A 26,874-nucleotide genomic window follows, 5' to 3' on the forward strand; every position below is an offset into this window, starting at 1 on the left:
TACGTGTGCATATGTAACTGGCGTATTCGGGTTATGTAAGGCACAGTACGAGATTAAAAATTAACTCTGTTCCAGAATAATGGTTCAGGGCAGGAGGTAAACGAATATGAAACAAGGAATTCATCCAGAATACCATATCGCAACAGTTACTTGCTCATGTGGCAACACTTTCCAAGTAGGTTCAGTGAAAAAAGACATTCGCGTTGAGGTTTGCAACGAATGCCATCCATTCTACACTGGACGTCAAAAATTCGCGGCTGCAGCCGGCCGTGTGGATCGTTTCAACAAAAAATACGGTCTCAAATAAGAACAGTAAAAATGCCTGCCATGATTGTTGGCAGGCATTTTTTTGAGTAGAATTTTCCTTTTGATGTTAACGGGGCAAAAATCCTTTTGAGCAAAATCTCATTTTTCATTATAAAAAAGGGCAAAAAGAGGGAGAACGATGGCGCAATTATTTTTCAAATATGGGGCAATGAACAGCGGAAAATCCTTTGAAATTCTGAAAGTTGCACATAATTATGAAGAGCAGAATAAACCGGTGCTGATGTTTACTTCTGCCATCGACGACCGGGATGAAGTCGGCTATATTTCAAGCCGCATCGGCATGCGCCGGAAAGCGATTCCCGTTTATGACGACACGGATATGTTTGAAGTGGTGAAAAGTTATCCGGAAAGATTGTTTTGCGTGCTCGTGGATGAAGTCCAATTTTTGAAGAAGCACCATGTCCTGCAATTGACGAGAATCGTGGACGAGCTGGACATTCCGGTGATGGGCTTCGGGCTCAAGAACGACTTCCGCAATGAACTGTTCGAAGGCAGTAAATACATGCTCCTTTATGCGGATAAAATCGAGGAAATGAAAACGATTTGCTGGTTCTGCCATAAAAAGGCGACGATGAACCTGAGGATTGATGAAAACGGCAAACCGGTTTACACCGGAGATCAGATTCAAATTGGAGGAAACGATACATACTACCCGGTATGCCGGAAATGCCATGCCAATCCGCCGTTGTAAAGGGGATTGCGCGGGGAAATTTTTGTGTGCGGGGCTGAGTGCGCAAGCAGCGGGTTTAAGTGCACGAGTAGGGTATTGAAGTGGCCGGCAGGGGCTTTATGAGCGCGAGAGGAAGGGTTCAGTGCCCGAGAGGAGGCGCTAAGTGCGCAAGTTGGGGTTATAAGTGCCCAAGAAGAGTGCATAAGTGCCCGAGAGGAGGCTCTATGCGCCCAAGAAGAGTGCATAAGTGCCCGAGAGAAGGCTCTATGCGCCCAAGAAGAGTGCATAAGTGCCCGAGAGGAGGCTCTATGCGCCCAAGAAGAGTGCATAAGTGCCCGAGAGGAGGCTCTATGTGCCCAAGATAGGTTCATAAATGCCCGAGGGGAGACTCTATGTACCAATAGCAGTGCATAAGTGCCCGATGCGGGATGGATTTTTATGCCTAGGCAGACGCTTTCTTCGCGCCAGCAAGCAGATTACCGCACAATTCAGCATCAAAATTCCCGAACCAGTAGCACATCATGTGCATTTTCTTTATACTAATAAAGTCGAAGAAATTCATGGCGCTGGCCTTTTCCTATAAACCGAACAACAAACGAGGTGAACGACATGTTTGATAAACTGCAGGCAGTGGAAGATCGCTACGAGCGTTTGAACGAATTGCTGAGCGATCCGGAAATCGTCAACGATCCGAAAAAACTTCGCCAATACTCCAAAGAACAAGCGGACCTCCAGGAAACGGTGGAAGTCTACCGCGAGTACAAAAAAACAAAAGAAGAATTGGAACAAACGCGGGAAATGCTCGAAGAAAAGCTCGATCCTGAAATGTACGAACTGGCGAAAGAAGAATTCAGCGCCTTAAAAGATAAAATCGAAGAATTGGAACAACGCTTAAAAATCCTTCTCCTTCCGAAAGATCCGAACGATGACAAAAACGTCATCATGGAAATCCGCGGGGCTGCCGGAGGAGACGAAGCCAACATTTTCGCCGGGGACCTTTTCCGCATGTATACCCGCTATGCGGAATCCAAAGGCTGGAAGGTCGAAGTATTGGAAGCTTCCCCAAGCTCAAGCGGCGGATACAAAGAAATCATCTTCATGATCAATGGCCATGGCGCATACTCCAAATTAAAATTCGAAAACGGCGCCCACCGCGTGCAGCGAGTGCCGCAAACGGAATCGCAGGGCCGCATCCACACATCCACTGCCACAGTGGCCGTATTGCCGGAAGTGGAAGATGTGGAAATCGAAATCAATGAAAAAGATATCCGCGTGGACACATTCGCCGCATCGGGAGCAGGCGGGCAGCACGTCAACACGACAATGTCCGCTGTCCGCATGACCCACATTCCAACAGGGATTGTCGTTTCCATGCAAGATGAACGCTCCCAAATCAAAAACCGCGAAAAAGCCATGAGAGTCCTTCGTGCCCGCGTGGCCGACTACTACAACCGGGAAAAACAAAAAGAATTGGATGCAGCAAGAAAATCCGCCGTTGGTACAGGGGACCGTTCCGAGCGCATCCGCACATACAACTACCCGCAAAACCGCGTCACTGACCACCGGATCGGCTTGACGATCCAAAAGCTCGATCAAGTCATGGAAGGGAAGCTTGATGAAATCATCGACGCCCTTATCATGGAAGATCAGGCTTCCAAATTGGCGCATTTAAATGAACAAGAATAAAACGGTGTTGGAGGCCCTGAACTGGGCTTCTTCTTTTTTAACCGGACATGGTCGTGACGCCAATGCGGCAAGAATTTTGATGCAGCACCTCTATGATACGGACTACACGGGATTGATGATGCGCATTCATGAAAAAATGCCGGAGCAGAAGTGGAAGGCGTTCCGGCAAATGGCGGAAGAGCACGCAAAAGGGAAGCCCGTCCAGTACATTACGGGAAAAGAAGAATTTTATGGGAGGACCTTCCATGTTGATGAATCGGTGTTGATTCCGCGCCCTGAGACGGAGGAATTGATTGTCGGGGCGATTGCGCGGATGAAGCGGATTTTCGGTGAAAACAAGGAAGTCAAAATTGCCGATATCGGGACAGGAAGCGGAATTATTGCGATTACGATGAAACTGGAATGGCCGAATGCGAAAGTTACGGCGACGGATATTTCGGAAGCGGCGCTGGAGACCGCCAAACGCAACGCCCGCAGCTTGAAGGCGGACACCGATTTCCGCCTGGGAGATTTGACGGATCCGATTGCGGGGGAAAAGTGGGATGTCATTTTATCCAACCCGCCATACATCGCCTATGAGGAAGCGGGGGAAATGTCCGATGTCGTATTGGACTATGAACCGCATCTGGCGCTCTTTGCGGAGGAAGACGGATTGCAATTCTACAGAAGAATGGCCGAGTCGTTGCCGGATTTATTGAACCGGCCGGCTTTGATCGGCGTGGAAATCGGATACCGGCAGGGGGAAGCGGTGGCCGATCTGTTCCGGTCCCGTTTTCCGGATGCGCAAATCGAAATTGTGAAAGATATCAATCAAAAAAATAGATTTGTTTTTTGTATAATCGATGTATAAAAATCTCCCTTCCTGTCCATGATGATGGCAGGGAGGGAATGAAACATGCTAAACGATTACGAGATTATTAGAAATGAAAAAGAACGGGTTCATCCTATCGTCAGCATTCTCAAATTGCTCGCGTCCAGCTTGGCGGTCTATTGTTTTCTATTAATGGTGCCGGATTTGGTAGATCAATTCTATGAACTTCGTGAAAAGATGATAGATGATTCATTGAAAGTGCGCGTCATTGCCAACAGCAACACGAACGCGGACCAGCAGCTGAAAGAGGAAATGGTGGCAAGCCTCCAGCCGATGTTTACAGAAATTTTGTACAATGAAGCGAACGGAATCGACAATGATGAGGCGCTTGCGAAATTGGACACATATGTTGCGCGGCATTATGGCGAGCATGATGTGAAAATCAATCTCGGCGAGCATTTGACGCCACCGAAGTGGGACGGCAATACATTTTATCCGCAAGGCTATTACAATACGTTGGTGCTGACAATCGGCGCAGGCCGCGGCGACAACTTCTGGTGCAGCATCTTCTCGAATTTGTGCAAACGTCCAAGCGAAAAGGACAAAGAGGAATTGAAGGAAGAGGAAGAGAAAGAAGAAGTGCGGTTCCTTGTATGGGAATGGCTGAAGAAGCTGTTTGCCTAATGAGGAAGGAATTAGTTTGGCGATGAAAGAACAGCGGCTTTTGGAATCATGGATTGTGGACGATATTATAATGAAGGAACTTCACAGCCGAAAAAAACATATTTGAATTTTTCACAACCGGTTTGAACCATTGGGTGCCCAATCAAAAAATTCGACAAAGTTTTCCACGGATTGTGGGGAAGTTATGCACACTTCGCACGAAATTATCCACATATTGTGGATAAAATTGTTGAAATTCAGTATTTTCAGGAGATGACATACATGGAAACGGTCTTAATAACTGTGGGTAAAAAAGTGGATAAAGAAAAAATTTATTCACAAGCTGTGGATTTATTGAATCAAGGGGAAGTGGTCGCCTTTCCGACCGAAACGGTTTACGGCCTCGGGGCAGTGGCGACGGATGATGAGGCTGTGAAGAAAATTTATGAAGCGAAAGGACGTCCTTCCGATAACCCCCTTATTGTACATATTGGAACGATTGAAGAAGTTTCGGATTATGTGGAGGAGGTTCCGGAAAAGGCGAAAAAATTGATGGAACGCTTTTGGCCGGGGCCTTTGACATTGATTATGAAAGCAAAACCGGATGTGCTGGCAAAAAGCGTGACGGCGGGGCTTCCGACAGTGGGCATCCGCATGCCGGATCATGAAGTGGCATTGGAGCTTTTAAGAACGCTGAAAAAACCGTTGGCGGCGCCGAGTGCCAACCGGAGCGGAAAGCCGAGCCCCACGAAGGCGGAGCATGTGTATGAAGATTTGAAAGGCCGCATTCCTTTGATTTTGGATGGAGGCACCACAGGAATCGGCATTGAGTCGACGGTATTGGATGTGACGGTCGATCCGCCGGTGATCCTGCGTCCGGGCGGGGTGACGAAGGAAATGCTGGAGGCGGAAATCGGGGAAGTGGCGGCGCCGTCCCTGAAAGAACAGCAATTGGAGTCGACACCGAAAGCGCCCGGCATGAAATATACCCATTACGCACCGGAAGCGCCGGTCTATTTGATCGAAAGGAACCGGGAGAAAATTGAAAAGACCGTGCGCGAACTGCAAAACAAAGGGCATCGGGTGGCCCTTCTGGCGCCGTCCAATTATGCGTCCATTCCGGCGGATTATTTCTTTCCTTTTGGCGAGGAAGAAGATAGAAAGCAGATGGCGGCCAACCTGTACGACGCTCTCCGCGCATGCGACAAAACCGACGCGACCATCATTTTGGCCACCACGACATCCACTGAAGGCGTCGGCGCTGCCATCATGAACCGCCTCCATAAAGCCGCCGGAGGGAAATTTATCTAGGGCATTTTTTGGGCGCGGCTTATGGCAAAGGCGGTGTACGCAATAATATTTCGCCCGAAAACATCATATGATGAAATGCCAGGCACTTTATATAGAAAAGAGGACATTCGTGCAAGAAATTGTTTCGGGGCTTATTGTATCACTGGATGTGGCAGCGTTGTATTTGTTGGTTACGGAAGTGAAAAGCCGTTTCTTGCTTTCAATGTGGACAGCCATCCTTCACATGGTCTTCCCGGTCATCGGATTCAGCCTGGGAAATTGGATGCTCCACATTTTATTGCAATGGTCCGGCATCGTTTCAAGCGGCCTTTTATTTTTTATTGGACTGCAAATTCTTTTGTCTTCGAAAAACCCGAAATATTCTGTGCCAATCGGCCTTTTGGCGGTCACTGCAAGTTTAGATACCTTTTCAGTAAGTATTTCTTTTGGTATGCTTAATTTACAAAAATATTATTTTATATTAAGTTCAGGGATATGGACCTTCATCATGTCCTATCTCGCCCTGCATGCGGTGAAAACGGGGATTCCGATAAAAAATGCGCCTTTTAAATGGATAGCCGGGCTATCTTTAATTACAATAAGTATATATACATTATGGGAACAGTAACAAGGAGAAGAGTGAGAGGGTACCATGAATATTTATTTTGTATGCACAGGAAACACATGCAGAAGTCCGATGGCTGAAGCGATTTTAAAGCATAAGAATATCGAAGGCATCGAAGTCAAGTCAGCAGGCATCTTCGCTCTGGAGGGCGGCAAGATATCAGAACATTCCAAAACCGTCCTGGAGCAGGAAAATATCGATTTTGAACACACAACAAGGCAAGTGAATGAAAAAGATATCGAATGGGCGGATTTGATTTTAACCATGACCGCTGCCCACCGCGATATGATCCTTCAATTTTACCAAAATGCAAAAGGGAAGACTTATACGCTCAAAGAATATGTAATGCCGTACAGTTCGCCTGATGTATCCGACCCCTATGGCGGTGATTTGGACACATACAAAAATACCTATAACGAATTGAATAGATTAATAGACGAACTGGTGAAGAAAATCACTGAAGGGGGCCGGGAAAAGGATGAGGAACAAAGCGTTTAGCATCCGGCGGAAGCTCGTTTTATTCGTTGGAATATTGGCGGTCATTACATATTCCACGAGCTTTCTGTTCATCCATTTTTTTCATCCGTACTTTTTCTCGCAATTCCGCATCTTCTCAAACAGCCTTGTCTTCGAAATCATTACATATGCATTGGGCATAACGTGGTCATGCATCCTGGCGGCCATCTTCAGCGTGGTCATAACAAAACCGCTTGAAAATCTGGAAAGAACGGCCGTGAGAGTTGCGGAAGGCAAGATTGGACAAGATGTGGAAATGCCAAGGACACAAGACGAAATCCGATCCGTGGCCGAAGCCTTCCAGCTCATGCTTGAAAATCTGCGGCGGATGGTCGACAGCATTGACGTCAACTTCCAAAAAACGAATGAAACGATCATCGCCCTTTCCGAACAGACCGCGAGCGCAACGAGAAAAGCGGAAGGCATTGCCGAAACCGTCGGGCAAATTTCGGCCGGGGCGGAATCATCCGCAACCGCCGTGCAAGAAACCGCGGAAGCCATTGAAGATGTGCGGCAGCTGGCTTCGGAAGTGAATCAAAAAGCATTGAATTCCAAAGCCGCTTCTTTGGACATGCTCGAAAACCTGAAAATCACCTCCAGCGCCTTTCATAACCTGATCGGCAGCATCCAAAAAATCACGTCCGGCAATGAAAAAGCTTTGGAAAGCATCCATCAGCTGGAGAAAAATGCGGAACAAATCGGGGAAATCATCCGGCTGGTCGGCGATATTGCCGCACAGACCAATCTGCTTGCGCTGAATGCTTCCATTGAAGCCGCAAGAGCCGGGGAACAAGGAAAAGGTTTCGCGGTGGTGGCGGAAGAAGTGCGCAATTTGGCGGATGAAAGCGCCAAAGCCGTAAAAGGCATCACCGAATTGATCAAAACGATGCAGGATAATGTGGACATCGTCGTCAAACAGATGAACGAACAGGTGGCCTTTGCCAAAAAGGAATCCGCAAAGATTACGGAAGCAACGGCCGTCGTCGAGCAAATGACAACAAGCGTACATAGCATGGCAGATACAGTGATACATATTTCCAAATTAATCGAAAAGCAAATGGAAAACATTGAAACGACCGCCCGCCAATCCCAGGAAGTGGCAGCCATCGCGGAAGAAACATCTGCCGGAGCGTTGGAAGTGAAAGGCTCCACCGACGAGCAGGCGGCAAACTTGGAACAAGTGGAACAACTCTCACAGGAATTGAGACGGCAATCCGAACAGCTTTATCAATTGATTCAGCAGTTTGACCGCTCGAAGTGACCGCAAGCGCGCGTAAAGAAGGATTGGATATTGCGGGTTGTGCCGTTTATTGATGATTGAGGCAATTGGATGGCGCGGAAGGTTGTGCCTTTCATGAATGGATGCGAATGGGATTGGGAAGGACAGGTTCATGGTTAAATGATTACATAGTTGATTGATTCGATCTTGGAAAAGCCGATTGGGAAGGATATGTCCATGGTTGGACTGGGCTTGGTCTGGAAGGGCGCAGGAGGTTGCCTTTTCTTTGTTGAAGCTGGTACAATCTATAATGAATGATTTGGAAACAGGATTGTATAGGGATGAAATGGCAGGGGGATATAAAAATGAAACCATCCAAAGTGGTGTTGGCAACTTTCGTCGGCTTGGGGCTTATTGGACTTGGTGCATGCGGCAATGATGAGGAAGGAAAGAAAGCGGAAGTGAATGAAGAGTTGGCGGCAGAAGGGGAAAAAATCGTAAAATCCAGCTGCGCCAGTTGCCATGGGGTGGATTTGACAGGCGATCTTGGGCCAAATTTACATAATCTTACTTTGTCGAAGGAGCAAATTATGGAAGTGTTGAGAAAAGGCGGGAAAACCATGCCGCCCGGAACGGCTAACGGCAAGGAAGAAGCGGTCGCTGAATATTTGTTGACGTTGAAAGAATGAAGTGTTTATACATAACCGGACTGCCTCTGGAAAGTGTTCTTTCCGGGGCAGTTTTTTTATTGGGTTGGAGACTGGGGGAAGGGGGAGCGGCAAAGGGGTTCAAATATCCAAGAGGGGACTTATTTGCCTGAGCAAGGGAAATATCCGCCCAAGATGAAATGGTAAGAGCCCAAGGTTGGGAGTGATCTGCCCAAGGGGGAGTTGCAAGAGCCCGAGTTGAAGGGTCATCTGCTCAAAGGGGATGTGCAAGAGCCCAAGAGGGGAGCGTATCTGCCCAAGAGGAATGAGTAAGAGCCCAAGATTGGGAGTGATCCGCCCAAGAGGAAGATGCAAGAGCCCAAGAGGGGAGCGTATCTGCCCAAGAGGAATGAGTAAGAGCCCAAGATTGGGAGTGATCCGCCCAAGAGGAAGATGCAAGAGCCCAAGAGGGAAGCGTATCTGCCCGAGTGGAAAATCTATCTGCCCAAGAAGAAATTGTAAGAGCCCAAGATTGGGAATTATCCGCCCAAGAGAAATCAGTAAGAGCCCAAGGTTGGGAATTATCTGCCCAAGAGGAAGATGCAAGAGCCCAAGAGGAAAATGTATCTGCCCATGATGAAGCAGCAAGTGCCCGAGCCGGGAAATTATTTGTCCAAGGGCAGGGAGCAAATGCCCGAGCCGGAGAATCATTCGCCCAAGCAAGGCCACTGACTGCCCAAGTCCATCATCTTCTATTAAAAAAATAAAGAGCGGATTTCCATCATCCGCTCTAATAAAACGAATTGCCTGTTCCGGCAACTCCGTTATATATGCTGAACCCCAAATATCATTTACTTGCTGTCCATCCTCACTCCGCAATTTCAAACATGGCGCGGGGCCGGAATCAGCCCGGCCCGTCAGCCACGGCCATACTTTCTTTGTTCCAAAGAACATATGGATGGCCCGGCCACAAATTGGTTCAAAGTCCTCACTCGGTAATTTCAAACATCGCGCGGATGGCCGGGATGCCGGTGCCAGGGTGGTCGTTCCGGTACGTCAGCATCGGTCTCAAATAATAAGTCGGCTGGACTTGCTGGCCTTTATAAATCGAAGGATAAATATCGATGAATTGATAGCCCGGTTCGCCGGTTGCCACTAATTTCAACTTCACCGTACCCTGCGAATTGAATCCGCAAACGTAACCGATGTAGCTGTTGTTGTATAAAACGGCCAAGGCGTTGTCAAATTCCGTCCAGCCGGAACCTTTGATCGTCACTTCAAATTCCGTGCCGACCGGTCCGGAAGATGGCGAAACCGAAACGATGGAAGGCAGGATTCTCAAGTAGGCCTGTCCGTACACCTCATCGCCCACTTTGACGTCGATTAAATGAGGAAGGCCGCCCAAATCATCCGGAATCGCAAATTCATATGTCAAATTCCCTTTGTCATCTGTTTCAGCTTCTCCCAAATCAAAGATTTCCGGGCCGTATCCTTCCTTCGTCACCCGCGTACCGACCATCGTATGCCAATCGAATGAGACTTTCTCATTTTTCGGCAATCCGGAAGCCGTCAACACAACCTTTTCGCCCACTGTGCCTTCCGGACGGTCCAATGCGACTTTCACGCCATCCTTATTCTTCGGTTCCGGCATTTGGATGCCGCCATCCGCGGCTTCCGGCGCCTTTTCCACATACGATGCCGTTGTCACCGGCTCATCGGACGTAATTTCAAAGGTGAAATAGTGTGTATGAATATAGTTGATGGCCGAACTGTCCCGGCTCAAATACGGGAATCCGCTTGCGCCGCTTTCCACCGTGATGCTGTGGAGGCCTTTTTTCCCGGCCGCGCGGAATACGGCTACCGCTTTTCCGTTTGTCGTCACGGCGGTAATCATGCCGGTATATTTATTATCCCAGTTCACATGCCACAAGCTGCCGTACATTTTCCAGCTTAACCCTTCACCCTTGATTGTGACTTCCGTTCCAGGAGGTCCGGATGTCGGGCTGATGGTGAACACCGTTTCCACAAAGAAGTTGGCTTTCGCGACCACTTCATCATCCTGATAAACGAGAATATCATGGTCATCGCCGAATCCGTCCGGAATGGAGAAAGTGCCTGCCCATTTTCCGTCCGCATCGGCTTTTCCTTCGGCCACCACTTTTTCCGCCGGTTCATAGGCGGCTCCGATGAAGGAATAGTTGTCCTCAATTTGATAAGAGCCTTCCATATCGACCCAAACCACTTTCAACGGCTTTTCCGGTTTCAACGATTCCGCCGTGATGGCCACTTCGTCGCCGATGCGGCCGCTGCTTTTGCTGAGCGTCACTTTGCCGATCAAATTCACGTTTTTTTCCTCGGCGCTGGCAGAAGCCTGTTCGTCTTTATTTTTTGATTCTTCGCCGGACTGGGTGCAGCCGGCCAAAACAAAGATGATGGAGAGAGAAATGAAGAATGCCCGAAGTCGCCGTTTTTTCATCATTGAGCTTCCTCACTTTGAGGAGCGGCTTGAGCCTGGGCGGCCAGTTTCGCTTCTGCTCCTGCTTCAAGGATGGTCAATTTGGATACCCCCACATTAAACGGCTCATAAGCATACTCTTTGCCGTCCACTTCCGCAACGATTTGGTAATCCAATGTTCCGGTAGGGAAGTCGTCCGGCACTGTCCAGCTTACAGTATAAAGCAATGTGCCTTCTTCTCCATGAGGTCCAAGTTTCATGTCCATTTCTTCCCCAGTGCCCAATACCAATTTCACTTTCGCATCTTCCACAGTTTTTTCAGTCTTTTGGTCTATGACGTTCGCACGGAACACGATCGTGTGGCCGCGTTCGAACCGGCTGTCAACGACACAGACCGCATCTTTCTGGAGGTGGGAATTCACCGTATCCCCCAATACGACAATTACCGGTTCCTCCGTTTTGGTTTCCTCCGATTTGTCCGCCGCATTGTCGCCGCTGCAGCCTGCAAGAATTGCCGCGGCCAACAGCGCGCTTGCAAATAGTTGCCCCTTTCGTTTCAACATGAACAATATCCCCCTTTGTTATCAAATCTTTTATCCTACCAATTTTAAAAAAATTGGAAGTAATATATTTACTATTATTATAGTTTATAAACATTTTCTGTTAGAGTAGTATTTTTTTCATTATTATCCGGTAAATAATAGATTCTCGATAAAAAAGAATGGGCCTTGTCCGCGGAATCGGCCTTATTGAAAAATCCCGAATAATCCGGAAGGAAAACAGAAAAAATATTAGAGGATAACAAGAAAAATGAACATTTTTTATTGAACTGAGCAAAAATATTCGTATTTCAATAAAAAGTAGAATCAAAAAGATAGGAAAATCCGTATTAATCTTTTATAATTAGTGGTACACTGTTGTTAGAAAGAGCTTGAGGAGGGTACCAAGTGAAAGTAGCCATTTCATCGGACCATGGTGGCAACCGGTTGCGGAAGGAAATCATGGATCTGTTAGATGAATTGAATATTGAATATGAGGACTTTGGACCAACATCAGATGATTCCGTGGATTACCCTGACTATGCCCTTCCAGTGGCGGAAGGGGTGGCCAGCGGAAAGTTTGACCGCGGCATTCTGATTTGCGGAACAGGCATCGGAATGAGCATTGCGGCCAATAAAGTGAAAGGTGTCCGCTGCGCATTGGTCCACGATGTATATAGCGCCAAAATGACAAGATGCCATAACGACTCCAATGTGCTGGCAATGGGGGAAAGGGTCATCGGTCCAGGGCTTGCAAGAGAAATTGTGAAAACATGGCTGAATACGGATTTTGAAGGCGGACGTCATGAACGCCGCATCAACAAAATCGCGGAAATTGAAGGGTGAGCCGCGCGATGACTCTGGAAATGATACGGAACCAACTATCGCAGCTGTTAAGGGAATTTGAGGAGCAGGCGGAACTGAAGCCGGGGCAATTATTTGTCGTGGGATGTTCCACTTCGGAAATAAAAGGATCGAAAATCGGAACGGCGGGTTCGACGGAAATTGCGGAAGTGCTCTATGAAGAATTCGACGCTTTCGCCAAGCAGCATGGAATCTATCTTGTGTTCCAGGGATGCGAGCACATCAACCGCGCCTTGACTTTGGAATCGGAAGCGGCCGAAAAATACGGGCTCGAGCCGGTATCGGTGGTGCCTGTCCCAAAAGCGGGAGGCTCCATGTCCGCCTACGCTTACCGGAAAATGGACAATCCCGTTGTGGTGGAACATGTCCGCGCCCATGCGGGAATTGATATCGGGCAAACACTGATCGGCATGCATTTGAAAGAGGTGGCCGTTCCTGTCCGCACATCCGTCCGCCAAATCGGCGAAGCGGTGGTGACCGTTGCCAAAACCCGTCCGAAATTGATCGGCGGCAGCCGCGCAGTGTACGAACTGCCGGAAGAATCCACGACATGCCATTAAGGGATGTCGCGGCTTTTCAAGGGTGGCCATGGATGTTTGGTTGTATCGCGGCGGCTTGCGGGAATCGCCTGCCGTCAAGATGCATCGCTGTCCTGCCGGAAAGTCCCTGCAAGGTCCAACTGCTTTGACCGATATGCAGTGCCGCCGGGCTTGCCGGGCCTTTCCGCCGATTCATGGCTTTGCTGCGGCTTTCCGCGGTTCATTTTTTGCAAATTGATTGAATATGGAAAACCCTAGTGAAAATCACGGGAAAATGTTTTATAGTAATTAGGAATTTATATAGGAAAAACTTTCATTTCATGATGGCAGAACTTGCTGGATTTATCCAATAAATCTTTCAATGAAAATAAAAATTAATAGGAGGATCATTAATGGCTTACGAAAAACTGGCAGCTCAAGACAAAGCGGTTCTTGAAGCAATTCTGAATGAAAAGAAACGTCAACAAGAAAACATCGAATTGATCGCATCGGAAAACATCGTGTCCGAAGCGGTGATGGAAGCGCAAGGCTCCGTGCTTACAAACAAATATGCGGAAGGGTATCCTGGAAAACGCTACTACGGTGGCTGTGAATTCGTCGATGTAGTGGAAGATATCGCACGCGAACGCGCGAAAGAACTGTTCGGCGCCAAATTTGCGAACGTGCAGCCACACTCCGGCGCACAGGCGAACATGGCGGTTTATTTCTCCGTATTGCAGCCCGGCGACACGGTATTGGGCATGAACTTGGCGCACGGCGGCCACTTGACGCACGGTTCCCATGTCAACTTCTCCGGAATCCAATACAATTTCGTTGAATATGGCGTAACAAAAGATACAAATGTCATCGACTATGAAGATGTGCGCCAAAAAGCGTTGGAACATAAGCCAAAATTGATCGTGGCAGGGGCATCCGCATATCCCCGTGTCATTGATTTCAAAAAATTCCGTGAAATCGCCGATGAAGTGGGCGCCTACTTCATGGTGGACATGGCCCACATCGCTGGTCTTGTAGCTGCCGGCGAACATCCATCTCCGGTGCCATATGCGCATTTTGTGACAACGACAACGCACAAAACATTGCGCGGCCCTCGCGGCGGATTAGTGTTGACGAACGATGAAGAATTGGCCAAAAAAATCGATAAAGCGGTATTCCCTGGCATCCAGGGCGGTCCGTTGATGCACGTCATCGCCGCAAAAGCGGTAGCGTTCGGCGAAGCATTGCAGCCGGAATTCAAGGAATACGCAAAACAAATCAAGAAAAATGCGCAAGTGCTTGCGGAAACATTGCTTGCGGAAGGCTTGGAAATCGTATCCGGCGGAACGGACAACCACTTATTGCTTGTGAATGTGAAATCCGTCGGCCTCACGGGCAAAGTGGCAGAAAAATTATTGGATGAAGTGAAAATCACGGTGAACAAAAACTCCATCCCATTTGATGAAGAGAAGCCATTTGTCACATCCGGCATCCGCATCGGAACGCCTGCCATCACTACACGCGGCTTCAAAGAAGAAGATGCGAAAGAAGTCGGCCTGATCATCGCGAAAGTCTTGAAAAATCCGGAAGACGAAGCGGTGAAAGAAGAAGCGCGCGCCCGCGTAAAAGCATTGACAGACAAATACCCAATCTATGAGGATTTAGTGGTAGGAAAATAATCGTTTCGCTCGTTTTGAAAGAGAATTTGGGCTGGGCATCGGCTCAAGTTCTCTTTTTTATTTTGGGCAGGATTGGGAGGGGAGGAAGTTGCGGAGTTCATGTTCCTGGGGCCGGAAGAATTCCCGATTGGCGGATAAGATGGTGATTTTGGCGGATATCGGGCTGCAGGAAAGAGGAAAAAATCAGGTTGGCGGATAAATGTGAATTCGGCGGATATCCAGCCCAAACTGGCGGATATTGAAAACAGGAACGGCGGCTTCCGCATCGCATCCAATATCCGGAAAAATAAATTTCCAATAACTCCCTACAATTCCATCAAACCCGTACATAATTCATGAAAAGTTTTGCAAAAAATACCGAATTTCTTCTATTAAATATATACACACTAGAAAAATGAAAAGTGTGTTAAGGCTTCGAATATTGGTTTTCGAATGAAGGGTTTTTTGTTATACTAGTTTGGATAAAGTGGGACCATTGTGGCCACTTCGGGTCCGTATCGACTTTACAATAAAGAAGTTAGGAGCGAAATGCATGAGCAGAGTATATGTTTTTGACCATCCATTAATCCAACACAAGTTAACGTATATTCGCGATAAAAACACAAGCACAAAAGAATTTCGTGAATTGGTTGACGAAGTAGCCACTTTGATGGCGTTCGAAATTACCCGCGATTTGCCATTGAAAGAAATCGAAATCGAAACACCGATCACAAAAGCGAAAACGAAAGTGCTCGCGGGCAAAAACATCGCCCTCGTGCCGATTTTGCGCGCGGGAATCGGCATGGTGGACGGCGTATTGAAATTGATTCCTACTGCAAAAGTGGGCCATATCGGCTTATACCGCGATCCGGAAACATTAAAACCGGTGGAATACTACGTGAAACTTCCGCAAGATGTGGAAGAGCGCGAATTCATCGTAGTGGATCCGATGCTTGCGACAGGCGGTTCCGCAATCGAAGCGATCAATGCATTGAAAAAACGCGGTGCGAAAAACATCAAATTCATGTGCCTGATTGCCGCTCCGGAAGGCGTGGAAGCATTGCAAAAAGCCCATCCGGATGTGGACGTTTTCATTGCGGCGCTCGACGAAAAATTAAATGAACACGGCTACATCGTTCCAGGATTGGGCGATGCAGGAGACCGCCTCTTCGGAACAAAATGATCTTTTGATCCGTCAAGGCAAATTGAAGCGGTCCAGCATGTCGCGGGCCGCTCCGGGGACAAGCGGTTCGTCAAAAAAGAGTCAGGGCTGGGCCAATCCAAAACATGGAATGCGAAGCCATTTCCATTCGCAACGAATGAATAGCATGCGGAAGCAGCCGGACATTTTGCTGTTTGGCGATGCATTTCAACACATGCGCGAATCAGACCCAAGACAACGAAAACGCTTGGATAGCACGAAATAAACCAAAGAAGCAAGGCGTCCTTCAATCGAAGGGCGTTTTCCACTGTTCTCGCAAATTGCAATATGGAAAACCTTTCGGCGACTGGCAAATAGCTGCCGATCCACCCACCCAATAATCTTCTCACCTACCAAGAAGGGAGTACCATCCAATGCAAAACAAAATCAAAGTCATGACCATCTTCGGAACAAGACCTGAAGCCATCAAAATGGCGCCGGTTGTGCTGGAGCTGGAAAAACATCAGGACCAAATCGAATCCATCGTGACGGTGACGGCTCAGCACCGGCAAATGCTCGACCAGGTGCTGGAAACCTTCGACATTACGCCCGACTATGACCTGAACATCATGAAAGACCGGCAAACCCTTGTCGATGTCACGGTCAATGCGCTCCAAGGCCTGGATAAAGTCATGAAAGAAGCCAAACCGGACATCGTGCTGGTCCATGGCGATACGACCACGACCTTCGTCGGAAGCCTGGCCGCCTTCTACAACCAGATTGCCATCGGACATGTAGAAGCGGGGCTCAGAACGCACAACAAATATTCGCCATATCCGGAAGAAATGAACCGGCAATTGACGGGCGTGATGGCGGATCTGCATTTTGCGCCGACGGAACAATCAAGACAAAACCTGCTGAAGGAAAACAAAGATCCCGGCACGATTTTCGTCACAGGCAACACGGCCATTGACGCGTTAAAAACGACAGTCAAAGAACACTACACGCATCCGATCCTCGAAAAAATCGGAAGCGACCGCATGATCCTCTTGACCGCCCATCGCCGGGAAAATTTGGGGGATCCGATGCGCCATATGTTCCGCGCCATCAAACGGCTTCTTCAGGAACATGAAGACGTGCAGGTGGTGTATCCGGTCCACTTGAATCCGGCGGTAAGGGAAGTGGCCAACGAAATTTTGGGCGATGATCCGAGAATCCATCTGATCGAACCGTTGGAAGTGTTCGATTTCCATAACTTTGCCGCCCGATCCTATATGATTCTCACCGATTCGGGAGGCGTGCAGGAAGAGGCGCCGTCCCTCGGGAAACCGGTGCTGGTCCTAAGGGATACGACGGAGCGCCCTGAAGGCATTGCGGCAGGCACGTTGAAACTTGCGGGAACAAATGAAGAAAACATTTACCGCCTGGCCAAAGAATTGCTGGAAGATGAAGAAGAGTACAACAAAATGGCCAAAGCATCCAATCCATACGGCGACGGCTTCGCTTCCAGAAGAATCGTGGATGCTTTATTGACATACTTCCATGAAAAGAAGCAATAATTCTACTATTAAAATAGAATAAAAATCTAAAATAAATAATTATACCAAAGATAAACTATATCTAAAACTTCTTTCTTTCGGGGAATTTGTCAATATTTTGACAAAATAGTATCGGTGTGAAGTTTTTCACTAAAACAGATTGACATGAAAAAATCCCTATTGTATGCTTACAAAGTGTATGAATGTATAAGGGATTCTTTTACAAAATGATACGCAAACCCTTGTGGTATCAAGTTTCTACTACACAGGCAGTGGGAACGTGGGAAGAGATTTTTCATATGCTGGAAGAGACTGAATACAAGAGATGGGAAAGGGTAAAAATACTTAGCGGTAAAAAATTTTGCCCTTTTCGAGCGAAATTTGTAAAAAAATTATCAATATTCCGCTGAATGAACAAAAAGATTCAGGAGATTAAATCAATGCTGGATTTGCACCGTATTTTCGAAAAGCAGAAAAAAGGTCTATTTTTTTTGCTTGCCCTATGCGTGTCGGGATGGTTTTTCACCTCATATCCGACGATTTTTGCAGGAATAGGGATCGGTGCGGTTTTTGGCACTTACAACTTCTGGATTCTTGTCCGCAGGATGGACAAGTTCGACCGTTCCTATCAGGAAGGAAAGCGGATATCTCTTGGTTCAGGGCTGCGCTTTGCTTCTGCAATCGCGGCAGTCGCAATACCGATCGCGTTCCCGGAATACTTCAATGTTGTTAGCTCAGTTATTGGGTTAATGATACCTTATGTCTTCCTCTTCATCGAGGCTTTATATAGTTTATTTAAAACCGAAAAATAGGACATTGAAAGTGAGGTGAGTGCAGGAAATGGATCATGGAGCACCGGAAGTCACTCTTCATGTAGGCAGTCTTCCAATCACATTTAACTTAGCCACTGTCTTAACTCTACTTGTTTCAGCGACTATTGTATTTATCATCGCGTTCATCTCAACAAGAAACTTGCAGTTGAAACCAACAGGCATGCAAAACTTCATGGAATGGGTCATGGACTTTGTCAAAGGCATCATCAAAAGCAACATGGACTGGAAAACAGGTGGGCGTTTCCATGTATTGGGCATCACGCTCATTATGTTCATCGCCGTTGCGAACATGCTTGGTCTCCCATTCTCAGGCATTGTGATTCACGGTGATTTATGGTGGAAATCGCCGACGGCAGATCCAGTGGTGACTTTGACGCTGGCATCAATGGTAACTGTACTGGCAACATTCTATGGTATTAAATTACACGGTGTGGGACATTATTTCAAAACATTTGTCCAACCAAAATCTTTCCTATTGCCTTTGAAAATCATCGAAGAGTTCGCAAACACATTAACTCTCGGTTTGCGTCTCTATGGTAACATCTACGCAGGTGAAATCCTGTTGGGATTGCTTGCCGGAATGGCCGGCGGCGGATTCTTGGGATTCCTCGGTGCCATCATCCCAACAATGGCATGGCTGGGATTCTCAATCTTCGTAGGATTTATCCAAGCCTTTGTATTCACAATGTTGACAATGGTTTATTTATCTCACAAAGTGAGCAAAGACCATTAATTTATAAATTCATAGTGTTCTTACATTATGATTTATTACCAAAATCAAAAAAACAAAAAATTCAAGGAGGAAATATAAAATGGGTCTTTTAGCAGCAGCAATTGCAATTGGTTTAGCAGCATTAGGTGCAGGTATTGGTAACGGTTTAATCGTATCTCGTACAGTTGAAGGTATCGCTCGTCAGCCTGAAGCGCGCGGTGTACTTCAAACTACAATGTTCATCGGGGTAGCGTTAGTAGAAGCCTTACCAATCATCGCAGTAGTTGTTGCGTTCATCGTAATGAACCGATAATTGGTTCCATGTGGCGAAGGATGACTTTTCTGCAGAAACTTCGCCATTCCTTTTATTTTTAATGTTTAACCGATAGATTTTTTTAGAACAATGACTGATAGAAAACACTTTCGAAGACATGAATGTTTAAGATAAATGAACGGCTCTCTTCAACTGGAAAATGGACTGAAGCAGGGCAGGTATATTGGATTCTGAAGCTCTTGAAGGGAGTGAAACAATCGTGAATTTTGAATATTTGGTATTGGGTTCAAGTTCAGAATTGATCAACTTAGGAGATATCATTGCGACATTAGTAATCTTCACAATTTTGATGTTATTGCTAAAAAAATTCGCCTGGGGTCCATTGATGGGCATCATGCAACAACGTGAAGAGTTGGTTGCAAGCGAAATCGAAGCGGCTGAAAACGCTCGCAAAGAAGCGGCAAAAGCGTTGGAAGAACAAAAAGCCCTATTAAAAGAAGCGCGCACTGAAGCTTCCAAAATCATCGAAAGCGCGAAAAAGCAAGCTGAGGCGCAACGCGAAGAAATCGTGGAAGCCGCCCGCCAGGAAGCAAGCCGCCTGAAAGAATCAGCGGTGCGCGAAATCGAAACGGAAAAAGAAAAAGCGATCGCCGCATTGCGCGAAGAAGTGGTATCACTTTCTGTTCTTGCGGCATCCAAAGTGCTTGAAAAAGAAATTTCTGAAGAAGACAATAGTGCATTAATTAAAGAAACGATTGCTAAGGCAGGAGAAGCGGAATGAGCAAGTATTCTGTAGCGAAGCGCTATGCCGCGGCACTCTTCTCCGTTGCTAAAGATCAAAACGTTGTCGAAGAAGTGAACCAAGATCTACAGGAAATCGCGAAAGTGATCAATGAGAACCGCGACTTCCTTGCACTATTGACAAACCCGAAGTTTTCTTCAGAACGCAAAAAAGAAATTCTATCCGATCTTTTCAAAGAAGCAAATCCGATTTTGCTCAATACGCTCAAACTTTTGGTGGATAAAAAACGCATTCGTGACTTAGCGGCAATTGCAGAGGCATTCAAAACGTTGACAGCAGAAGCCCAAGGCACTGCGGAAGCTACAGTATACTCCACTCGCGAATTGACAGAAGAAGAGAAGAAAGGCATCTCTGCTTCCTTTGCGAAACTTGTTGGCAAAGAAACATTGAACATCACAAATGTAATCGATCCAAAAGTCATCGGTGGCGTTCGTGTTCAAATTGGCAACATCATTTTCGATAACACTGTAGCAAGCAAATTGGAAAATCTCAGACGAACGTTAGTTGGTTAATAAATAGAAAAGTGAGAGGTGACATTCATGAGCATCAAGGCTGAAGAAATCAGCGCTCTGCTTAGAAAGCAGATTGAAAACTACCAATCTGAATTAGAAGTAAACGAAGTTGGTACTGTAATCACTGTCGGTGACGGTATCGCACGCGCTCATGGCCTCGACAACTGTATGGCAGGAGAACTTGTTGAGTTCGAAAATGGTGTTATGGGTATGGCTCAAAACCTAGAAGAAGGCAACGTCGGGATCGTTATTCTAGGTAACTACCTTGGCATCAAAGAAGGCGATACAGTTCGTCGCACAGGTCGCATCATGGAAGTTCCTGTTGGTGAAGAACTAATCGGCCGCGTTGTAAACCCACTCGGTATTCCGGTGGATGGAAAAGGCCCTATCAATACAACTAAAACTCGTCCAATCGAAAGCCCTGCTTTCGGCGTAATGAAACGTAAATCCGTTCATGAACCATTGCAAACAGGTATCAAAGCGATCGACGCATTGGTGCCGATCGGCCGTGGTCAACGTGAGTTAATCATCGGTGACCGCCAAACTGGTAAAACATCCATCGCGATCGACACAATCTTGAACCAAGCTGACCAAAACATGATCTGTATCTACGTTGCAATCGGTCAGAAAGAATCTACGGTTCGTACGGTTGTTGAAACACTGCGCAAACACGGCGCTTTGGATTACTCCATCGTCATCACGGCGTCAGCTTCCCAACCGGCTCCATTATTATACTTGGCGCCATATGCCGGTGTATCAATGGCTGAATACTTCATGTTGCAAGGCAAACACGTATTGATCGTATACGATGATCTTTCTAAACAAGCGGCGGCATACCGTGAGCTTTCATTGCTATTACGTCGTCCTCCAGGCCGCGAAGCTTATCCGGGTGACGTATTCTACTTGCACAGCCGTTTGCTTGAACGCGCTGCAAAATTGAGCGACGACATGGGTGCAGGTTCCATCACGGCGCTTCCATTCGTAGAAACGCAAGCAGGGGACATTTCCGCGTACATCCCAACAAACGTAATCTCTATCACAGACGGACAAATTTTCTTGCAATCCGACTTGTTCCACTCCGGTGTACGTCCAGCGATCAACGCCGGTCTATCCGTATCCCGCGTAGGTGGTGCCGCGCAAATCAAAGCGATGAAAAAAGTTGCCGGTACGCTTCGTCTTGACTTGGCAGCATACCGTGAACTTGAAGCGTTCGCCCAATTCGGTTCCGATTTGGATAAAGCGACTCTTGCAAAACTTGAACGCGGTAAACGCGCGGTTGAAGTATTGAAACAGGACTTGAACAAACCGATCAAAGTGGAATACCAGGTCGCAATCCTTTACGCATTGACTCGCGGTTACTTGGATGATATTCCAGTAAAAGACATCCGCCGATTCGAAAACGAATTGTACAGCTGGTTAGATGTAAACCACACTCACATTTTAGAGCATATTCGTACGACTAAGGATCTTCCATCCGACGAAGATTTCCATGCGGCTCTTACTGAGTTCAAAAAACAATTTGCGAAATCAGAAGAATAATCTTTCAGCCCCGCTGAAAGAACTTCTGATCGCCAGTACGAATGATGACTAAAATGAAAAGGTGGTGAAATACCAGTGGCAAAAAACTTGCGCGATATTAAAAAGCGGATCACAGCGACTCAAAAAACAGGGCACATCACTAAAGCGATGCAAATGGTGTCCGCTTCGAAGAAAACGAGAGCGGAAGAAAACGCGAAAGCTTATGTTCCTTACATGGAGAAAGTGCAGGACGTAGTGGCATCCATCGCAGCAGCCGCACCGGATGTCACTCATCCAATGCTGGTGGCCCGCCCTGTGAAAAAGACAGGTTACATCGTTATCGGTTCTGACCGCGGGTTGGCCGGTCCTTATAACGCCAATGTGATTCGTGAAATGTCACGTGCCATTCAAGAACGGCATAAATCCAATGACGAGTATGTGATTTTATCAATCGGTCGTGTACCTACAGAATATTTCAAACGGCATGGCATGAATGTAGTGGACAGCGTTGTCGGCTTGCCTGACCAGCCTTCTTTTGCCCAAATCAAACAAATCGCACGCAAAGCTGTTGGTATGTTCGCTGATGGTACATATGACGAACTCTATATGTACTACAACCACTATGTCAGCGTGATTTCACAAGTCGTGACGGAGAAAAAAGTATTGCCGATCACGGATTTGGCTCCGGCAACAGAAGGCCTTCATGCAACGTATGAATTTGAGCCAAGCGCAGAAGCGATTTTGGAAGTATTGCTTCCTCAATATGCGGAAAGCTTGATTTACGGTGCATTGCTCGATGCCAAAGCAAGTGAACATGCAGCGCGTATGACTGCCATGAAAACGGCGACAGATAACGCGAACGAACTTATTCGCACACTTACACTCGAATACAACCGTGCTCGTCAAGCATCAATCACTCAGGAAATCACAGAAATTGTCAGCGGAGCGGAAGCCATCAAATAGGCTGGCTCCTTGCTTTTGTATAAATGTACGATAGGAGGGTACACAGGAATGAACAAAGGACATGTCATTCAAGTAATGGGTCCGGTTGTTGACGTACGTTTCCCAAACGGACAATTACCAAATATTTATGACGCGTTAAAAGTTGACATCAATCGTCCTGGTGAAGAAACGGTTACTTTGACATTGGAAGTAGCATTGCACCTAGGAGACGACACTGTCCGTACAATCGCCATGGCTTCAACAGACGGCCTTCAACGTGGCGCTGAAGTAACAAATACAGGTGCTCCAATCTCTGTTCCAGTAGGTGAAGTAACACTGGGCCGCGTATTCAACGTGCTTGGTGAACCAATCGATGAAAAAGAAGATATTCCGGCTGAAGCCCGCCGCGATCCAATTCACCGCGAAGCGCCTAAATTCGAAGAACTTTCTACAAAAGTTGAAATCCTTGAAACAGGTATCAAAGTTGTTGACTTATTGGCACCTTACATCAAAGGTGGTAAAGTAGGTCTGTTCGGTGGTGCCGGAGTAGGTAAAACGGTATTGATTCAAGAATTGATCCACAACATCGCACAAGAACACGGTGGTATCTCTGTATTCGCTGGTGTAGGTGAACGTACTCGTGAAGGTAACGACTTGTACCATGAAATGAGCGATTCCGGCGTTATTTCGAAAACTGCCATGGTATTCGGACAAATGAACGAACCGCCTGGTGCGCGTATGCGCGTTGCCTTGACTGGTTTGACAATGGCGGAATACTTCCGTGATGAGCAAGGACAAGACGTGCTATTGTTCATCGACAACATCTTCCGCTTCACGCAAGCAGGTTCCGAAGTATCAGCCCTACTTGGCCGTATGCCATCTGCCGTTGGTTACCAACCAACACTTGCGACAGAAATGGGTAACTTGCAAGAACGGATCACATCTACAAATAAAGGTTCCATCACATCCATCCAAGCGATTTACGTACCAGCCGACGACTACACTGACCCGGCTCCGGCGACAACATTCGCTCACTTGGATTCTACAACAAACCTTGAACGTAAACTTTCTGAGATGGGTATTTACCCTGCGGTGGACCCGCTTGCATCTACATCCCGTGCATTGGCGCCTGAAATCGTAGGCGAAGAACACTATCAAGTAGCTCGCGGCGTACAGCAAACATTGCAACGTTACCGTGAATTGCAGGACATCATCGCCATCCTTGGTATGGATGAATTGTCTGAAGAAGATAAGAAGATCGTTGAACGTGCTCGTCGTATCCAATTCTTCTTATCACAAAACTTCCACGTTGCAGAACAGTTCACTGGCCAACCTGGATCATACGTTCCAGTGAAAGACACAGTGCGCAGCTTCAAAGAAATCTTGGAAGGCAAATATGACCACTTGCCAGAAGATGCATTCCGTCTAGTAGGAAGCATTGAAGACGTAATCGAAAAAGCGAAAGCAATGGGCGTAGAGGTATAATGTTTCGGACGGAGGAGGAAATTAAATGAGCACAGTTCAAGTCAATATTGTCACTCCGGACGGCCCAGTCTACGATGCTGAAGTCGCAATGGTAATTGCAAAAACGATTTCTGGGGAAATCGGTATTCTCCCAGGCCACATTCCGTTAGTGGCGCCGCTTGAAATCAGTGCGGCAACTTTGAAATTCCCGGACGGTTCCAAAAAAGTAGTAGCCGTTGGCGGTGGCTTTATTGAAGTTCGTCCAGATAAAATCTCAATCTTATCTCCAGCTGCTGAAGTTGCAGAAAACATCGATATTGCTCGTGCGAAAGAAGCGAAACGGAGAGCGGAAGAACGTCTTCGCAGCAAATCCGATGATGTTGACTTCAAACGCGCTGAAATTGCTTTGAAACGTGCAATCAACCGTATCAAAGTCTACGAGGAAAACGTTTAATAAGAAGCGGGCAGTCTGACTGTCCGCTTTTTCTCTTGCTTGACATGGAATATTTTTACTTGTTTTGAAAAGTCATTTTTCCGCGGAATGCTGAATAAGTTAATAGATGTGGCGTTATTATACCTATTTATATAGCAAAAGAAATGACAGTTTTTGAGAAGCAGGGATCCGTTTGAACGAAAAAGAAAGGAGGAGCGCGGATGCTGACATCGGCCGATGTGTATCAATCAATGGGCATACAGGCGGCAATCGGAATCATTTCCCATTTGATTTTCATTGTCATTGCTTGGTATGCGTTGCAATCACTTCGATTGGATGTGGTGTTCAAAAAAGGGAAGACCTTCCAAATCCAGTTGATGTATATTCTTTTGAGCATCGCTTTAGGTTATACCGTTTCAAAATTCTTCTTGGATTTTACGGGGTTGTCGCAGCAATTGCCGTATATCTTTACAAGGTGATTGGACAATGTTTTGGCCCCTGTTCTCAGAGGGGCATTTCAGCAGTCAATACGCATTTTCCCCTTCGACTATATATGGTTTGTAAGGGCAAATGCCGAATTTGGATGCTTTTGTCGTTACAACACATATACCTTGTTATTTCCTGGGCAATCATGTAGATAGGTTTGCAACAAAATAGACATAAAAATATGAAAAAGTTAGGAATTTTTAATATTTCGGAAAAATTCACCATAAATCGCCGTTGTGCGTAATATATAATTGTAGATATATGTTGAAAAATATTTAAAAATAGGTTTATTAGTCACTTGTAAAATAAAGAAAGAAGCATTACTATTGATATGGTTTGTTTTTTAGTTGTCTAGTTTCGATAGACATTTTGTGATAAATGGATTCGGAGGGACGATTTGTGGAGAAAATGATTGTTACAGGAGGCAGAAGATTACAAGGAAAAGTCAAAATAGAAGGGGCAAAAAATGCTGTATTGCCGATTTTGACTGCTTCATTGCTAGCTTCTAAGAATACGAGCGTAATCAAAGACGTCCCAAACTTAGCGGATGTTCATACGATAAATGAAGTATTGAAAAGTTTGAATGCGGAAGTAAAATACAACGTTGAAGATAACGAGATTCATATAAATGCAGAAAAAACTTTACGAAGCGAGGCACCTTTTGATTATGTCAGTAAAATGCGCGCCTCAATTTTAGTGATGGGTTCCCTTTTGGCAAGGAACGGCTATGCGCGTGTGGCGATGCCGGGCGGGTGCGCCATAGGATCTCGGCCGATCGAGCTGCATTTAAAAGGGTTTGAAGCAATGGGCGCGAAAATTTCGACAGGCCATGGCTATGTCGAAGCGAAAGCGAACGGACGTTTAAGAGGGGCAAATATCTATTTGGATTTTCCGAGCGTTGGCGCAACAGAGAATATTATGACTGCCGCTGCACTGGCGGAAGGGACGACAGTGATTGAAAACGCGGCAAAAGAGCCGGAAATCGTGGACTTGGCAAATTTCATCAACAAAATGGGAGGCCGTGTCACAGGGGCCGGAACGGACACCATCCGCATCGAAGGCGTAAAAGAACTTCATGGTACGACACATCATGTGATTCCTGACCGGATCGAAGCGGGGACTTTCATGGTGGCGGCGGCGATTACCCGCGGCGATGTGTACATCGAAAACGTGATTCCGGAACATTTGACGGCGTTGATTGCCAAGATGCGCGAAATGGGTGTAGAAATCACTGAAAACGGTTCAGGCATCCGGGTGCGGGCGAACGATCCGTTGAAAGCGGTGGATGTGAAAACGATGCCATATCCGGGATTCCCGACCGACATGCAGGCGCAAATGATGGCGTTGATGTTGACGGCACATGGAACGAGCATCATTACCGAAACGGTATTCGAAAACCGGTTCATGCATGTGGAAGAGTTTCGCCGCATGGGTGCGTCCTTGAAAATCGAAGGCCGATCCACGTTTATTGAAGGTCCGGTGAAGTTGCAAGGCGCGGAAGTCGCAGCGACGGATTTGCGCGCGGCAGCGGCATTGATTCTGGCGGGATTGGCAACGGATGGCGTCACGCGTGTAACGAAACTGTATCATTTGGACCGCGGTTATGTGGATTTCGAGAAGAAACTGCGTGCGCTGGGGGCGGATATTGAACGCGTATCCGGCGATATCGTGGAAGTAGATTCGAAGGATTCAAATGTTGCCACAGGAACAACGCTGAATGTTTAAGATTTGAAT

Annotated in this window: 30 protein-coding genes; 28 read left to right on the top strand and 2 right to left on the bottom strand. The window is 46.8% G+C overall.

Going from position 1 to position 26,874, the window contains the following annotated elements; genetic code table 11:
• The first annotated feature begins 106 nt into the window (after positions 1–106).
• The 11 genes from rpmE to FKZ59_RS07730 all read left to right on the top strand — a co-directional run bounded on the left by rpmE (position 107) and on the right by FKZ59_RS07730 (position 9,221).
• A complete protein-coding gene (rpmE, locus tag FKZ59_RS07680; protein WP_141602171.1) occupies positions 107–307 on the top strand; it encodes a 50S ribosomal protein L31 in 201 nt (66 codons plus the stop codon).
• A 138-nt stretch (positions 308–445) separates the two neighbouring features.
• Positions 446–1,018: a thymidine kinase gene (locus FKZ59_RS07685; RefSeq protein WP_141602172.1), complete on the top strand. Its 573-nt coding sequence runs from the start codon at positions 446–448 to the stop codon at positions 1,016–1,018.
• A 588-nt stretch (positions 1,019–1,606) separates the two neighbouring features.
• Complete coding sequence (prfA, locus tag FKZ59_RS07690) at positions 1,607–2,683, top strand: peptide chain release factor 1 (RefSeq protein WP_141602173.1); 1,077 nt, start codon at positions 1,607–1,609, stop codon at positions 2,681–2,683.
• Positions 2,670–3,533: a peptide chain release factor N(5)-glutamine methyltransferase gene (prmC, locus tag FKZ59_RS07695; protein WP_141602174.1), complete on the top strand. Its 864-nt coding sequence runs from the start codon at positions 2,670–2,672 to the stop codon at positions 3,531–3,533. Before prfA ends, prmC begins: the two co-directional genes overlap by 14 nt.
• 45 nt (positions 3,534–3,578) lie before the next feature.
• Entirely contained in the window at positions 3,579–4,178 is a 600-nt protein-coding gene (locus FKZ59_RS07700) for a stage II sporulation protein R (RefSeq protein ID WP_141602175.1), read from the top strand.
• Positions 4,179–4,439: 261 nt separating this feature from the next.
• Positions 4,440–5,468: an L-threonylcarbamoyladenylate synthase gene (locus FKZ59_RS07705; protein ID WP_141602176.1), complete on the top strand. Its 1,029-nt coding sequence runs from the start codon at positions 4,440–4,442 to the stop codon at positions 5,466–5,468.
• A 109-nt stretch (positions 5,469–5,577) separates the two neighbouring features.
• A complete protein-coding gene (locus FKZ59_RS07710; RefSeq protein ID WP_141602177.1) occupies positions 5,578–6,075 on the top strand; it encodes a manganese efflux pump MntP in 498 nt (165 codons plus the stop codon).
• 24 nt (positions 6,076–6,099) lie between these two features.
• Entirely contained in the window at positions 6,100–6,570 is a 471-nt protein-coding gene (locus tag FKZ59_RS07715) for a low molecular weight protein arginine phosphatase (protein ID WP_141602178.1), read from the top strand.
• Positions 6,551–7,849, top strand: coding sequence for a methyl-accepting chemotaxis protein (locus tag FKZ59_RS07720; protein WP_141602179.1), 1,299 nt, complete (start codon positions 6,551–6,553; stop codon positions 7,847–7,849). The genes FKZ59_RS07715 and FKZ59_RS07720 overlap by 20 nt, the downstream gene beginning before the upstream one ends.
• A 323-nt stretch (positions 7,850–8,172) precedes the next feature.
• Complete coding sequence (locus tag FKZ59_RS07725) at positions 8,173–8,496, top strand: c-type cytochrome (protein WP_141602180.1); 324 nt, start codon at positions 8,173–8,175, stop codon at positions 8,494–8,496.
• A gap of 446 nt (positions 8,497–8,942) precedes the next feature.
• Positions 8,943–9,221: a hypothetical protein gene (locus FKZ59_RS07730; protein WP_141602181.1), complete on the top strand. Its 279-nt coding sequence runs from the start codon at positions 8,943–8,945 to the stop codon at positions 9,219–9,221.
• A gap of 221 nt (positions 9,222–9,442) precedes the next feature.
• Here FKZ59_RS07730 and FKZ59_RS07735 read toward each other — a convergent pair whose 3' ends face one another.
• Positions 9,443–10,930 (bottom strand): IPT/TIG domain-containing protein, encoded by a 1,488-nt coding sequence (locus tag FKZ59_RS07735; RefSeq protein ID WP_141602182.1) that lies wholly within the window; start codon positions 10,928–10,930, stop codon positions 9,443–9,445.
• On the bottom strand, positions 10,930–11,472 hold the full coding sequence (locus FKZ59_RS07740) for a hypothetical protein (protein WP_141602183.1): 543 nt from the start codon (positions 11,470–11,472) through the stop codon (positions 10,930–10,932). Before FKZ59_RS07740 ends, FKZ59_RS07735 begins: the two co-directional genes overlap by 1 nt.
• Before the next feature lie 384 nt (positions 11,473–11,856).
• Here FKZ59_RS07740 and rpiB point away from each other — a divergent pair, with 384 nt between their 5' ends.
• From rpiB to murA, 17 genes are all read left to right on the top strand, one after another.
• Positions 11,857–12,294 carry a ribose 5-phosphate isomerase B gene (rpiB, locus tag FKZ59_RS07745; RefSeq protein ID WP_141602184.1) on the top strand — a complete coding sequence of 146 codons (438 nt, stop codon included), beginning with the start codon at positions 11,857–11,859 and terminating at the stop codon, positions 12,292–12,294.
• A gap of 8 nt (positions 12,295–12,302) precedes the next feature.
• Complete coding sequence (locus tag FKZ59_RS07750; protein ID WP_141602185.1) at positions 12,303–12,872, top strand: TIGR01440 family protein; 570 nt, start codon at positions 12,303–12,305, stop codon at positions 12,870–12,872.
• Between the two features lie 36 nt (positions 12,873–12,908).
• The gene (locus FKZ59_RS07755) at positions 12,909–13,109 is read left to right on the top strand and encodes a hypothetical protein (protein ID WP_141602186.1); all 201 of its coding nucleotides are present in this window, start codon (positions 12,909–12,911) and stop codon (positions 13,107–13,109) included.
• A gap of 134 nt (positions 13,110–13,243) precedes the next feature.
• Positions 13,244–14,506 carry a serine hydroxymethyltransferase gene (gene glyA / locus FKZ59_RS07760; protein WP_141602187.1) on the top strand — a complete coding sequence of 421 codons (1,263 nt, stop codon included), beginning with the start codon at positions 13,244–13,246 and terminating at the stop codon, positions 14,504–14,506.
• Positions 14,507–15,038: 532 nt separating this feature from the next.
• Positions 15,039–15,668, top strand: coding sequence for a uracil phosphoribosyltransferase (gene upp / locus FKZ59_RS07765; protein WP_141602188.1), 630 nt, complete (start codon positions 15,039–15,041; stop codon positions 15,666–15,668).
• A 392-nt stretch (positions 15,669–16,060) separates the two neighbouring features.
• Entirely contained in the window at positions 16,061–17,185 is a 1,125-nt protein-coding gene (wecB, locus tag FKZ59_RS07770) for a non-hydrolyzing UDP-N-acetylglucosamine 2-epimerase (protein WP_141602189.1), read from the top strand.
• A gap of 419 nt (positions 17,186–17,604) precedes the next feature.
• Positions 17,605–17,976, top strand: coding sequence for an ATP synthase subunit I (locus FKZ59_RS07775; RefSeq protein ID WP_141602190.1), 372 nt, complete (start codon positions 17,605–17,607; stop codon positions 17,974–17,976).
• 28 nt (positions 17,977–18,004) lie between these two features.
• Positions 18,005–18,730 (top strand): F0F1 ATP synthase subunit A, encoded by a 726-nt coding sequence (gene atpB, locus FKZ59_RS07780; RefSeq protein WP_141602191.1) that lies wholly within the window; start codon positions 18,005–18,007, stop codon positions 18,728–18,730.
• Positions 18,731–18,809: 79 nt separating this feature from the next.
• A complete protein-coding gene (gene atpE / locus FKZ59_RS07785) occupies positions 18,810–19,022 on the top strand; it encodes a F0F1 ATP synthase subunit C (RefSeq protein WP_016837239.1) in 213 nt (70 codons plus the stop codon).
• A 220-nt stretch (positions 19,023–19,242) separates the two neighbouring features.
• Positions 19,243–19,764, top strand: coding sequence for a F0F1 ATP synthase subunit B (gene atpF, locus FKZ59_RS07790; protein ID WP_141602240.1), 522 nt, complete (start codon positions 19,243–19,245; stop codon positions 19,762–19,764).
• Positions 19,761–20,297 (top strand): F0F1 ATP synthase subunit delta, encoded by a 537-nt coding sequence (locus FKZ59_RS07795; RefSeq protein ID WP_141602192.1) that lies wholly within the window; start codon positions 19,761–19,763, stop codon positions 20,295–20,297. The genes atpF and FKZ59_RS07795 overlap by 4 nt, the downstream gene beginning before the upstream one ends.
• Positions 20,298–20,324: 27 nt before the next feature.
• Positions 20,325–21,836, top strand: a complete 1,512-nt coding sequence (atpA, locus tag FKZ59_RS07800; RefSeq protein WP_141602193.1) for a F0F1 ATP synthase subunit alpha — start codon at positions 20,325–20,327, stop codon at positions 21,834–21,836.
• A 75-nt stretch (positions 21,837–21,911) separates the two neighbouring features.
• Complete coding sequence (gene atpG, locus FKZ59_RS07805) at positions 21,912–22,778, top strand: ATP synthase F1 subunit gamma (protein WP_141602194.1); 867 nt, start codon at positions 21,912–21,914, stop codon at positions 22,776–22,778.
• A 48-nt stretch (positions 22,779–22,826) separates the two neighbouring features.
• On the top strand, positions 22,827–24,242 hold the full coding sequence (gene atpD / locus FKZ59_RS07810) for a F0F1 ATP synthase subunit beta (RefSeq protein WP_141602195.1): 1,416 nt from the start codon (positions 22,827–22,829) through the stop codon (positions 24,240–24,242).
• 25 nt (positions 24,243–24,267) lie between these two features.
• The gene (locus tag FKZ59_RS07815; protein WP_141602196.1) at positions 24,268–24,675 is read left to right on the top strand and encodes a F0F1 ATP synthase subunit epsilon; all 408 of its coding nucleotides are present in this window, start codon (positions 24,268–24,270) and stop codon (positions 24,673–24,675) included.
• 200 nt (positions 24,676–24,875) lie between these two features.
• Positions 24,876–25,133, top strand: coding sequence for a DUF1146 family protein (locus FKZ59_RS07820; protein ID WP_408057466.1), 258 nt, complete (start codon positions 24,876–24,878; stop codon positions 25,131–25,133).
• A 406-nt stretch (positions 25,134–25,539) separates the two neighbouring features.
• A complete protein-coding gene (gene murA, locus FKZ59_RS07825) occupies positions 25,540–26,865 on the top strand; it encodes a UDP-N-acetylglucosamine 1-carboxyvinyltransferase (RefSeq protein ID WP_141602197.1) in 1,326 nt (441 codons plus the stop codon).
• Positions 26,866–26,874: the final 9 nt, after the last annotated feature.

This window comes from Ureibacillus terrenus (assembly GCF_006569205.1).
GTDB lineage: Bacteria > Bacillota > Bacilli > Bacillales_A > Planococcaceae > Ureibacillus > Ureibacillus terrenus.